The sequence below is a fragment of the Pseudomonas sp. FP215 genome (assembly GCF_030687795.1).
In the GTDB taxonomy this organism is placed as follows: Bacteria; Pseudomonadota; Gammaproteobacteria; order Pseudomonadales; family Pseudomonadaceae; genus Aquipseudomonas; species Aquipseudomonas salmasensis.
Genome location: NZ_CP117447.1, coordinates 1,023,027 through 1,034,910, shown reverse-complemented (window position 1 = coordinate 1,034,910; position 11,884 = coordinate 1,023,027). Strand labels below are relative to the sequence as shown.

General features: G+C 58.7%; 3 protein-coding genes. 1 reads left to right on the top strand and 2 read right to left on the bottom strand.

All coding sequences use genetic code 11. The features are described from left to right. Positions 1-221: 221 nt before the first annotated feature. Positions 222-470, top strand: a complete 249-nt coding sequence (locus PSH76_RS04560; RefSeq protein ID WP_305493635.1) for a DUF3077 domain-containing protein — start codon at positions 222-224, stop codon at positions 468-470. A gap of 256 nt (positions 471-726) precedes the next feature. Here the strand turns inward: PSH76_RS04560 and PSH76_RS04555 are convergent, their stop codons facing one another. Together PSH76_RS04555 and PSH76_RS04550 are read right to left on the bottom strand one after the other, a co-directional pair. After that, positions 727-1,260 (bottom strand): DUF2247 family protein, encoded by a 534-nt coding sequence (locus tag PSH76_RS04555; RefSeq protein ID WP_056791364.1) that lies wholly within the window; start codon positions 1,258-1,260, stop codon positions 727-729. Further along, positions 1,257-11,870: a filamentous hemagglutinin N-terminal domain-containing protein gene (locus tag PSH76_RS04550; RefSeq protein WP_305493634.1), complete on the bottom strand. Its 10,614-nt coding sequence runs from the start codon at positions 11,868-11,870 to the stop codon at positions 1,257-1,259. The genes PSH76_RS04555 and PSH76_RS04550 overlap by 4 nt, the downstream gene beginning before the upstream one ends. Positions 11,871-11,884: the final 14 nt, after the last annotated feature.

The following is an 11,884-nucleotide window of genomic DNA, read 5'->3' as shown; positions in this document are numbered from 1 at the left end:
CTTTTGCCCGGCCGGTACCCTCGGACACCGGTTTGCGACCCTCGCACGGTCCACCACCCACTCGTGTCGCAACGAACGTGGTGGTCCCTTAACTGTCTGAGGATCGAGTGGATGTTTTCTACAAATCGAAACTGTCGAGTTATTGAAATAAAAGTCGTGATGAGGTGTTCGCGCTCTGCCGTTGACACTCATTCAATGTGTGGCACATTGGAGTATCGCTCATGAACACCCAAATAGTTGATGACGATTTGCCTACCAGTGTTTTCACTGTGAGGTCAGACTTGAGTTCCGAAGAAGCATTAGTGAATGCCAGCGAGCTTTTGGCCTCGGCGTCAGCCATGGCTAATGAACAGGCATTTTCCTCAAGCGGATCACAGCGGCTTCAAACCTTCGGGTTGGCCCAGCTAATTGAAAGCGCGCACCTTCTAGTAAACGATGCTCTGAAAAAAACGAACCCAGTAACTCTCTGATTATTAACAGAGGAGATGAGGGTAGGTTACCCAGTTTTACTCGAAATCGTGGCCTACCCCACCTATAACTTACATTTAAACAATTGAATTTTTCACAAAAAAGATGATGCCTATAGACATCCATCTTCGCCAAACATAAAACTAGCAGGCACAACAAAAGAACGTTATTAAAGAACGAACCGCCAACAGAATTCAACAATAAATCTGTTCCTTTTCCCTCCAAAGCAAGGCCGGCATCGAGATTATTAAAGTAGGTTTAAGCTTTACTAGAGCGCAAAGCAGCCAGTTCATCTTTCAACCATTGCTCATGTTCGTGAACAACGTGATCATAGTTCGATGCAGAGTGGTATTGATCTTCCGGCAAAGTCATCGCGTCAAGCGTCATCGACAGTGGAGCATCAGCAGGCCACTCCCAACTTGACCAAAACTCAGTCAACTTTATCAACCCATAGAGCGGGTCTGAGTCTAAATTTGTTAACAGTTCTTCCAATGCAACAGCTCGCCATATTCTCCTGGCCCGTTGCATGTCCGCGTTTTGAAGTTTGCTCATTTTTTGCAATTGCGAGCATAGCTCAGATATAGGCAGGTCACTATCGTTAGCCAAGCTAACAATCACATCAAGCAAGGGATTATTCCCAGTCGCCTTTTCAAGTTCAGCGTTTGCAAAGTTTTCCACACAAAACGCTGGTAAGCGCCCAAAAAGGCTAGGGATGCCACAGACGCCCTGGAGCAAAACGGCCCAGTCAATCAAGCCATATTTGGTAATTCGTTCAAAGACTGCTTGAATCATGGTTTCACCGGTATACCGTTAACAGTTCCATTTGGCACAAACATTCTGTGTGTCACACCACCCAACTTCGGATCTACAATCCATTCAAACCTACCCGCCACCCCGTTGTAGCTACCTGATGCTTGGTAAAGCGATGAGCCGTTGCTGAGCGAAAATTTAGTCGCACTGTTTGCATAGTTATCGACAACATCGGGAAAACCATGCGCAACTGAAGTCGATGGAAACTCTTGTGTGGCATAAGGACCATTGGGCCTCTCCGAGTACACAGGTATTGGTTTTCCGTCAGCACCAACAACTTGTTGGTTCGGGAGTTGGTCGACTTTATTTCCGCTACCTTGACCCTTCGTACCATTGCCAATACGCGTTTCGACTAGAACATCATTTGATAGCGCTGTTCCCCCTTTTGCACCCGCCAACTCTACCTTAACAACCTTAGCAGTGACCTTTTCGACGAGCAAGGCCCCGCTTTTCAGCGCCCCCCCAACCCCCGTCCCAAGCGCCACCACGTCGCTTATCAGCTTCCCGGTTTCACGCCCTGCGTTAAACGATCCACCCGCCCCAGCTCTTTCATACTCCGCTTCCAGATTGTCAATTCGTGCGATGTAGGACTGCTTCACCGCGTCCGAGACATTACCCAGCACATCCCCGCTTTCAAGCACGGATCTCAACGCCTGATACGTCTCTATCGGGCTGACGGCAACTTCCAAGATACCCTTGACCGTATCCAGTAGCCCTTCCGGCACCCCAACCACTGCCCCACCCGCAAAGCTGGCGTCCTGCCCGGCGTCGATCAATTCCCACTTCGTATTGATCCTGAGTGTTTCCAGTGAATCTTTGCTTTCTTCCAGCTCTTTCGCTCTCTGAGCCTTTTGATGATCGCCCAGGTAGTTGTATTGCGTGGCATTCTTTGCCACCCACGCCCCAGTTTGCAGGCTTTCCGCATCCGCATTGCTCTGTACCGATGCCGCAAGCACACCAAGCAACTGCGAGTTCATGACCAGCAAACCTTTTTTCTGGTCATCGGGCATGTCGGCGTAATTCTTGGCGAGGCTATCCAGCAATGCCTCATTCACACCCGCTGCCAGAGCGCCTGTGCGGAAATCTCCTCCAGAAGCCTCAGCTGCCAACCCGCCCATCAAGGCATGTAGCCCAATCTTGGTAATGCCACCTTCTGCAAACCGGTTCTTGGAAATATCCCCGACCAGGTTGAATCCATACGCCGCAAATGCGTTAGCCAAACTACTCTGCAACGCGTCGCCAAGACGGGCTTCGCCCCCGAGCGCCCGATCCACCAATAGTGATGTTCCGTTTTGCAGTACTTGGTTGGCCGTGAACTGCCCCACGCCTTGCCAAGTGCTCAACGGACTTACGGTGGCAACTGCACCTGAGTTGGGGAGTGCAGTGGAAGTACCCGTCTGAGTGCCGGTCCATTTGTCATAGACACCTGCAGTCAAGCCCGCAGTGACGCCGGACACCACGTAGCCTTTCATCGCGTCGCTGGAAGTGACATCCTTTAAGACGGTGCTCAGGTTTCCACGGTTATTGACGGCGCTGATCGCACCGTTACTCGCCATGCCAGCAAGCACGGTACTGCCCGCAGCATTGGCCCATCCGGCAGACGTGGCCGCAGTCCCAACAGCCGTGGCACTCGCCATCGATGTCCCCGAACCCGCTGCGGCAATTGCACCGCTGGCGGCCCCCATCGTGAAGTACGTAACGATGATCGCAATGATGATTTGCGCGCCGGCGCCCAAGCCTGAATTGCTGTATTTGAAACTGTCGTGCAGTTCTTTAACCTGGCGCCAATTTACGTCCCCGCGCTGCTCGGCCTCTTTTAGCCAGGCCAGTTGCGGGTCGGCTTTGACCATCACATCAATCGTCTGGCTAACCGTATTTTGATCGATCTGCTTGATGTCAATTTTCAAGCCATCGACGGCTTTAATCACGACGCTGCCTTCTGCAATCATCTGCGTTTGGCGTAGCGTCTCGTCGGTATTCCCCTTGCCCTTGGAACTGGTCCAGGCGAGGTCGCCCTTGCTCTTGGTGTGGCTCTCGTCGTGCAGATCCTTCACTGCCTCAAACGTCACCGCCCCTCCACTGACAATCGCAATATCCCCCCCACTCTCAAGCTTCGCCGCCTGGTACTTCTGATCCCCATCACTCTCCAGCGTCAAATCACTCCCAGTCTTGATTGCGCTCCCGATATTCTTCACATCGGTCACTTCATCACGCTGGGTTTTCTTGCTGCCCCAACTGCCCTTCTTGCTCATGTCATACAGCGAGTAGTGGCTGTCTTGCGCCGCCAACATTTGCAGTTCGTTATCCGCATGCACATAGGCTTCGTTGCCCGCGCTGATTTTGCTGGCGACTAGCGTGAGGTCGGTGCCAGCGATGGCGATCAGGTCGCCGCCGGCTTTGAGTTCGGCGCTTTGTTGGGTGACGTCGTCCAGTTGGGTGGTGGTTTTGGTGCCGCCTTTTTTGCCTTTGGAGTAATCGTGCTGTTCGTTGGCGGCGGCGGCCAGGGTCAGGTTTTCGCCGGCTTTGACGCTGAGGTCTTTGGCGGCGCTGACGGTGCTGGCGACCACGGCGATGTCGCGGCGGGCATCGATGGCGAGGTTGCCGCCCACGTCCACGGCGGAGGCGTGTTGCAGGATGGTTTGCTCGGTGCCGCTGATGCGGCGGCGTTGGTAGGCGTAGTCGTCCTGTTCGGTCTGGCTGGCGATCAGCACGTCGCGACCTGCGGTGACACTGGCGTTGCCACCGGCCTTGAGGTTGCTACCGAGGTTGAGCACGTCGCGCCCGGCGTTCAGTTTGAGCGTGTCGGTGGCTTCGAAGCGTGAGGCTTCGCTGGCCACGTCGTTGCGCAGTTGGTAGCCCTGGCCGTCCTGTTTGAAGGTGGTAACAGTGCGTTCGTTGATGATGTCGCCGGTCACTGCGGTGGCGCTGATGTCGCGGCCATTGATGATGCCGCCGCGGGTGTTGCGGATCGCGTCGGTGGCGAGCATTTCCAGGCGGTTGCCGGCTTGCATCAGGCCGCTGTTGTCGATGTTGTTGGCAACCATGTTCAGGTTATTGGTGGCCCGCAGGGTGCCGCTGTTGTGCAAGTCGCCGCCGGTGACCAGGCTCACGTCCTGGCCCTGGATCAGCGCGCCGTTGGGGGCCAGGCGGTTGTTGGCCTGGGCCAGGTAGAGCACCGGGGTGAGGACTTTCTGGCCGTTGACCTCGGCTTCTTCCATCCACACGATGTCGTGGGTCAGCGCCGCGACTTGTTCGGCGGTGAGGGACACGCCCAGTTGCAGGTTGAGCGAGTCCTTGTAAGAGATGGCGTTGTCCATCAGGTAGCGGAACAGCGCGTCATCGCTGGCGAGGCCGTTGATGTAGCGTTGGCCGGTACGGGCAACCACGGCTTCGCGGATCAGGCGCTGCTCGTACAGGCCGTCGCCCAGGCGCTTCCAGCTGGCGTCGGGGTTGTAGCCGAGTTTGCCGAGCAGGTAGTCGGAGCTCATGAACTGCTTGAGGTCGGTGAGCGCCGGGTTGGTTTCGATCAGGTATTTGTGGCTGTTATCCACCGGGGCGATTTCCGGCAGGCCTTGTACGCGGGTGACGGAGGGCGCGCGGTTGTCCAACGCCAGCGGGCCCTGGCCGTTGACTGCACCGCTGACGGGCTGGCCGTCGAGGCTGAAACCGCGTTCTTGCACAGCGGTGTAGTCGAGGGTTTTCTCGCGGTCGGCGGCGGTGATGACACGTCCGTTTGCGCTGAAGTCACCCGTGGCGGTATCCGCTTTACCCGCTGCACCGCCCTTCGCGGCCTGGCCGCTGAGGCGGAATAGGCCGTTCTCACTCGTTGGCAGGCTGAAGCCCGGCAAGGTCACCGGGTTGACCTGACGTTGGGCCAGGTCTGGCGGCAGTTGCGCGGTGATCGCCGGTTTTACCGTGGAGGCAAATACATCCGAGTTGGTGTTGCGGTTGGCCGCCGGGGTGTCGATGTTGGTGGCGTTCGGGCGGATGACGCTGTTGTTGATTTCTTTGGTGGCGTTAACGGTGACCGAGCCGGCTGCCTGGATCACCGCTTGGGCAATCACGCTGCCAGAGGTGGGGACGGTGTAGTCGATATTGGAAGTGAAGTAGGTATCCGAGAACCTTGTCTTCTGAATGAACTGGTCATAGGTGTACTGACCCGGCTGATAGTCACTTGAGGTGGGATCGTTGCTGCGGTTGAACAGCTCGATTTCGCTCATCAGCAACGAGTAAGCCGAGCGGTTGCGTGTGTAGTAGGCGTAACCGACATTACGCTGCTCACCACCAGCAGCGCCGGTGTTGTTCAGCACGTCGGTGTTGATCAGGATATTTTTAGCGGCCGATACCGAGCTGTAGAGGTTATCGAAGGTCTGGCTGCCCACCGTCAGGTCGCCACCGGCATTGATGAATGCGGAGGCGGAGCTGCCTTTGATGACGTCCTCATAGGTTTCGACGCCGCTGAACTTCAGCTCACAGCCTTTGCCTTTGCAGTAGTCGTTGCCGTAGACACTGATGCTCCCGGAAACCAGGCTTTTTTCGGTGGTGAACTGGTCACGACGGTTGCTCAGGGTATCGGCCAGCAAACGCATATTGCCGTCGCTCTCCAACGTACCGGAGACGTTTTCGATCAGCGCACTGCGCCCATTGGCATCGTCGCGGGCGATGTCGAGACCGCCCAGGCTGTAGACATCGCCAAAGCGGTTGCTGAAGTCGTTGACCCGCAGGGTCATGTCCTCACCGCTGAACAGCAGGCCTTTTTCGTTGAGCAGATGGGTGGCGTTGAGGCGAACGCTCTCGGAGCCGCCCAGGGTGCCGTAGTTGTTCAGGGTGGCGGCGTTGACCGTCAGATCACCTACGGACGTCAGGCGACCACGGTTGTTCAGAACGTTGGTGCTCGTGATTTGAGTAAGCGCGCCACCGGCAATACGACCATTCTCGCCCAGGTCCAGGTTGGCCGCCGCGAGAGTCATGTCGCCCAGGCTGCTGACCCGCCCGTTGCCGCTGTAGCCACCGGTGAGGGTCAGCTTGAGGGTGCCGTCACTGGCCAACAGGCCGTCGTTGGTCCAGGTGTCGCCGATACCGGTCAGGCTTTGTGCGCCGAGCAATTGCCCGCTGGCGGTCTGGGTGAATTGGCCGATGTCGAGGTTCAGGCGCCCGGCCTGGATCACGCTGCTGTTGGTCCAGCTGGCAGCCTTGATGTCCAATTGGCCGTTGGTGACGAAGCTGCCGCCGGCGCGGGTGACTTGATCGGACGTGAGGTCGAATTTACCGCCGCCAGTGTGGACGATATGCCCGCCGTTGTTATCCAGGCTGGCCGCTTGCAGGTTGAGGGTTTCGTTGGCGCTTTCCAGCGCGCCGAAGCGGTTATCGAACAGGCCCGTGGTGCGAATATCAGTGGTGCCAACCCGGCCCATGGCGCGCAGGTTGCCGCTGACGTTGTCGATGGTCTGCGCGACGAGGCTCAGGGTGTCGTCGCTTTCGATCAGGCCATTGCGGTTGCTCAGGGTGCCGGTGAGGCCGAAGTCAATGGTGCGCGCACCGACCTTGCCACCGTTGTTGGCCGCTGTGCCCTGGTTGTCGAAGTCCTGGGCGGTGACTTTAAGCAAGGTGTCGGCATACACACCGCCGCCCTGGTTATTCAGGGTAGTGGTGACAATCTGGCTGTCGCCGCCAAGGGCCGACAGATGCCCCAGTTGGTTGAGCAGCCCGCCTTTGGCTTCGATGTTCAACGACTGCGCCTGGGTGATGCCGCTGCCGTTGTTGAACAGCCCAGTGACCAGCTTGATCCAGCCTTTGCTGCTGTTGAGAATGCCACCTGCGGTATTGGCGACGCTGGCCGTTTCCAGGTCCAGGTTGCCACTGAGGCTGTCGACACGGCCGCCCTGGTTATTCAGGGCACCACTGAGGCGCAGGCGGTTATCGGTCTGGCTTTGCAGCGTGCCTTGATAGTTGGTGAGGGTGCGGGCGGTAAGGTCGAGCTTGCCCTTCTGGCTGAACATCAGGCCGTCTTGCTGGTTGTGAACGTCACCGGCCAACAGCTTGATCACCAGGTCTTTCTGGCTGGCGAGTGTACCTTTGGCGCTGTTATCCAGGTCGCCCTTGGCGAGGGTCAGGTCAAGGCGGTCCTGGCTGACCAGTTGACCACCACGGTTGTCCAGGCTGGCGGCGTTCAGCAACAGGGCTGCGCCACTGGCCAGGCGGGCGTTGTTGGCGTTGATCAGCGCACCACTGAGGGTGCCTTCCAAGGTGCCCTGGCTGATCAGTTGACCGCCGCTGTTGTCCAGGCTTTCACCGAGCAGTGAGAGGCTGGCAGCGTTGATCCGACCACCACGGTTGAGCATGTGGCTCTGAGCGTTATTGAAGTCCAAGTGCTGGGCTGCGGAGATCAAGCCGTTGTTGCTGTTTTCCAAGCGGCCGGCCACGTTGAGGCTGACATCAGCCTGGCCGGAGATGATCCCTTGATCATTGTTCAGGCTGCCCGCGATGAGGGTTTGTTTGCCCTGGCTGACCAGAGCACCCGCTGCGTGGTTATCCAATACACCTGTGAGGTCGGTGTGCAGGGTGCCGCTCTTGCTCGACAACGTGCCTTCGGCGCTGTTGTCGAGGCTATTGCCGACCACCGTCAGACCGTTCCAGCCGGAGATCAAGCCCTTGTTGGCGTTGACCACAGCATCTGCTTCAAGGCGCAATTGATCGGCACTGAGGATGACTCCACGATCGCCGTTATCGATGCGTTTGGCGGCCACGGTGAACGCCGTCTGGCTGGAGATTTCGCCTTGTTCGCGGTTGGTCAGGTTGGCCAGGCGCGCGAACGTCAGTGGGCCTCTGGCGCTGATCAAGCCTGCGCTGTTATCGAGGTTCCCGCCTTGCAGGTCGAGGGTTACGGCGCGCTCGCCGATCAAGCGGCCCTGGCGCTGGATCAGCTGTTGGACGATGAGCGTCAAATCACCTTTGGCTGAGATTTCCCCATCCTGGCTTGAGTCGACTGTTTGCCCGGTCAGGGTCAGGTCCGCCTGGCTATTGATCAACCCGGCAGTGTTATCGAGGTTGGCAGTGGTCAGGTTCAGCGCCTGTTGGCTGCCGATCACACCCGTGCGGTTATCCACATTGGCGGCAGTGACTGTCTGGCTACCGTCGCTGACGATTCGTCCGCCTTGGTGGTTATCCAGCGCGCCGGTGTTGAGGGCCTGGTGCGTGCCCGCCGAGAGGCGGCCCTTGTCGCTGTTGTCCAACGAGCCTGCGTTAGTGGTCAAGGCTGTAGCAGCGGAAATCAGCCCTTGGTTATGGTTGTCCAGTGCGCCGGTGACCTTCAGGTCCAGCGCGCCCTGGCTGGCGAGTGCGCCACCGGCCTGGTTGTCCAGGCTTTCGGCTGCCACTTGCAGAACGCTCTTGGCGGACAGTACACCTTCCACGCTGTTATCCAGCGCTTTGGCAATACGTACCTGCAGGCTGTCGCCACTGATGACTTTGCCGCCGCGGTTATTCAGCGCATCGGCCATCAGCAGGAATGACTGGGTGCTGGAGATTTCACCGCCCTGGCTGTTGTCGACGCTGCCCAGGTTGTTCAGTAGCAGTTGACCCGGTGTTGCGATCAGGCCGTGGTCACGGTTGATCAGTTGCCCATGGTTCAAGTCCAGTTCGATGCCGGTATTGCTGACCAACTCACCACGGTCATGTTGGTCCAGCCCATTCAAGGTTGCCTTGACCGTGGACTTAGCGAAGATCGAGCCTTGTTGGCTGTTGTCCAGTTGCCCCGCGTTAAGGGTGATCCCGGCATCACTGCTGATGCTGCCACGCTGGCTGTTGTCCAGGCCGGCACTGCGTACATCAACCTGTTGCTTGGCGCTGATCACGCCGCCTTGACTGTTGTTCAGCGCAGCGCTCACCAACGTGGCCGTGCCATCGGCCAGCAGTTTGCCGGCCTGATTGTTCAGTAGGCCTTGCGTGGTGATCGACAACGCATTGGCTGCGGACAGAATGCCGCCCTGGCTGTTGTCCAGGGTGCCAGCCTTGACGGTCAGCCCGCCCTCGCTGAGCAGCGTGCCCTGCCCTTGGTTGAGCAAGGCGCCGGTCAGGGTGATATTCAGGTCTTTTTGGCTGGTAACGCGGCCACCTTGGCTGTTGTCCAGTTGGGCGCCGCTCAACACGAGACTCTCACGCCCCGCCAGCAAGCCTTTGCTCTGGTTGAGCAGGCGTTGCACCGTGAGGGTCAGGCCGCTGTCGCCAATGACTTTGCCGGTGGTGTTGTTCAGTTGGTCGGCAACCACCAGCACCTTGGCCTGGCTGGAGATCTCGCCCTGCTGGTTAAGGATGGTCTGGCTGCGCAGGTCCACGCCGTGGGTGGCCGCGACAAGGCCGCCGTTGCGGTTGTCCAGCGAAGTGCCGCGCAGTGTCAGGGCACCGTCGCTGACGAGTTCGCCCGCTTGTTGATTGAGCACACCGACCGTTGCCTGCAAGTCGCCCTTGGCGCTGATACGACCGGCGCCGTTTTCGAGCCGGGTGGCGTTGAGGGTCAACGCACCATCGCTGCTCAATTTGCCGCCGTTGCTGTTGTTCAACTGATTCAGCTGCACCTGCGCAGTGGCCTTGGTGCTGATCACCCCCGCGTGGCTGTTATCCAGATCGCCGCCGGTGAGGGTCAGCGCATCGTCAGCAATCACCAAGCCGCCTTGGTTGATCAGGTTGTCGCTGCGCAGCGTCATTGTGGCTTTGCTGGATACCAGCCCGCCCTGGCTGTTGTTCAATTGCCCAGCGGTTATTTGCTGAGCGCCCTGGCTGGCCAGGTTGCCTTCATTGCGATTGTCCAGCAGCCCGGCGACGGTCAGGTTCATCAGGCCTTGGCTGGCAACGGAGCCTTTATCGCGGTTATCCAGGTTGGCCGCCTGTACCGTCAGCAGGCTGGTGGCGGAAAAAATCCCCAAGCGGTTATCGATGGCACCGCTGGCGGTCACGTTGAGGTTGCTGCCCAACAATTTGCCGGAGCGGTTATCCAGGTTCGTGGCAATCACGGTGGTCTGGCTGGCAGATATTTCACCCGCCTGGTTACTCAACTGCCCTGCAGTTACACGGGCCTGCGCCTGGCTGGCAACCAGACCGCTATCGTTAGTCAGTTGGCCGGCGTTCACCGTCAGGTTCTTGAGGCCGATCACGCGACCGCTCTGGTTATCCAGCGCAGCGGTTACCGTAACGTCGGTGCTGTTTTCGCTGTGCAGCAAACCGTTGGTGCGGTTATCCAGGCCGGTAACCGTGACCTTGAGCGACTCCGTACCCAGTACACGACCGCCACGGTTGTCGAGTTGGCCGGCGTTAACCACGGCGCTCATGCCGCTCAATGTGCCGCCTTGATTGTTCAAGGTTTGGCTGGCCGTGGCGGTAAGGGTTCGGCTGGCAACCACGCTGCCACTATTCCTCAGGTTCGCCGCGTGCAGGCTGACATCACCACTGGCATTACGGCCTTCATCGGCGTTGACACCGGCTTCGATGATGCCTCTGTTCATCAGCGCCCCACCGCTGGTCACGGTGATGCTGTCGCGGGCCGCCAGGCTTTTCTGGTTGCTCAGGCCTGCCGTGGTTTGTACATCGATTCGCGTGCCGGCATACACAGCCCCAGCAGCGTCCAATTGACCGGCCTTGATCACCACCGCTTCGCTGGCTTTGGCATTGGCCAAACTCAGTCGTCCATTGGCATCGAGCTGAATATCACCGCCACTGGCCATTAACGTACCGTCGAGCTTCACGCCCACCCCGGCCTCGGTGCCCACCAGTTTGATCGCCCCGGCATACATCCCGCCCAACGCCGTCGAGTCAATCGCCAGCTCCGGCTTGGCACTGCCGTCATCGGTGCGGGCAGTGGCTTGCAGGCTTTTAGCATCGACGTCATTACGACCGGCAACCACGCTCAAGTTGCGCGCATTGATCTGCGCATTGATCTTGGCCGAGCGGGTGATGATTTCGAAGCGGTCGACGTTGTCGGCATTCAAGCCCTGGCCGTCGATGGTCACGGCGCCGCCATCGACCTGGTAACGCTGCAGTTGGCCGCTTGCATCGAGTATCGGTTTGCCGGTGGTCAGGGTGACGTTGGGGGTGTTGATGAAGCCGCAGCCGTTGCAACTGATGCCGTAGGGGTTAGCGACGATGACCTTGGCCGACTGGCCCGCCACTTCGGTGTAGCCGCGCAGTTGGCTGGGGCTGCCGCCGTTGACTTCGTTGAGGATGATATTGGCGGCGCGGCCTTGCAGGTTCGGGTTGCCGAGGATGATGCCGCCCAGTTGCGTCGATTGAGTGCGTTCGGTGGCGTTGTTGAGGATTACGCCGTTGGCGCCGACGTTGTAGTCCTTGAACTGGTTGTGGGACAGGCCACTGCCATTGGGAGCGGCGATGTTCACCACCGGCACGCCATTGCCCGCCGCGCCCACGGTGGTTCCGGGGGCGCTGACCACAATGCCTTCGGCCTGGGCCAGCAGCGGTTGCCAGAACAGTGCGTTGGCCAGGATCAGCGCCAGGCCACGTTTGGGCAGGCCGAGGAACGCGTCACGGTTTTTCAGCGCAGCAGAAGGCTGGCGAACCAGGAAGGCAAATTGGCGAACATCCATTTCAAATTCTCGTT

Coding starts and splice junctions, on each gene's coding strand:
- PSH76_RS04560 (WP_305493635.1), top strand. CDS start 222: ATGAACACCCAAATAGTTGATGACGATTTGCCTACCAGTGTTTTCACT.
- PSH76_RS04555 (WP_056791364.1), bottom strand. CDS start 1,260: ATGATTCAAGCAGTCTTTGAACGAATTACCAAATATGGCTTGATTGAC.
- PSH76_RS04550 (WP_305493634.1), bottom strand. CDS start 11,870: ATGGATGTTCGCCAATTTGCCTTCCTGGTTCGCCAGCCTTCTGCTGCG.